This window comes from Pseudoalteromonas sp. CR1, from assembly GCF_019392235.1.
Taxonomy (GTDB): Bacteria; Pseudomonadota; Gammaproteobacteria; order Enterobacterales; family Alteromonadaceae; genus Pseudoalteromonas.
Window position 1 is genome coordinate 1 of the sequence record NZ_JAHXRM010000250.1, and the last position, 271, is coordinate 271.

The window sequence follows — 271 nt, forward strand, 5'->3', positions numbered from 1 at the left end:
GGCCGTGGGCGTGGTCGACGGCTGTTCGCCTACATGGTGCTGCTCGGCGCACTGGTCTCGGCACTCTTTGCCAACGACGGCGCGGCGCTGATCCTGACCCCCATCGTGATGTCGATGCTGCTGGCGCTGCGCTTTTCCCCGGCGGCGACCCTGGCATTCGTCATGGGCGCCGGGTTTATCGCCGACACGGCGAGCTTGCCGTTGGTGGTATCGAACCTGGTGAACATCGTTTCGGCCGATTACTTCAAGATCGGTTTCAATGAATATGCCG

Annotated in this window: 1 protein-coding gene; it reads left to right on the forward strand. The window is 62.4% G+C overall.

The window, feature by feature from the left end:
• Window positions 1-271, forward strand: a 271-nt coding sequence (locus KZZ04_RS19300; RefSeq protein ID WP_257903693.1) for an ArsB/NhaD family transporter, incomplete at both ends; no start/stop codon positions are given.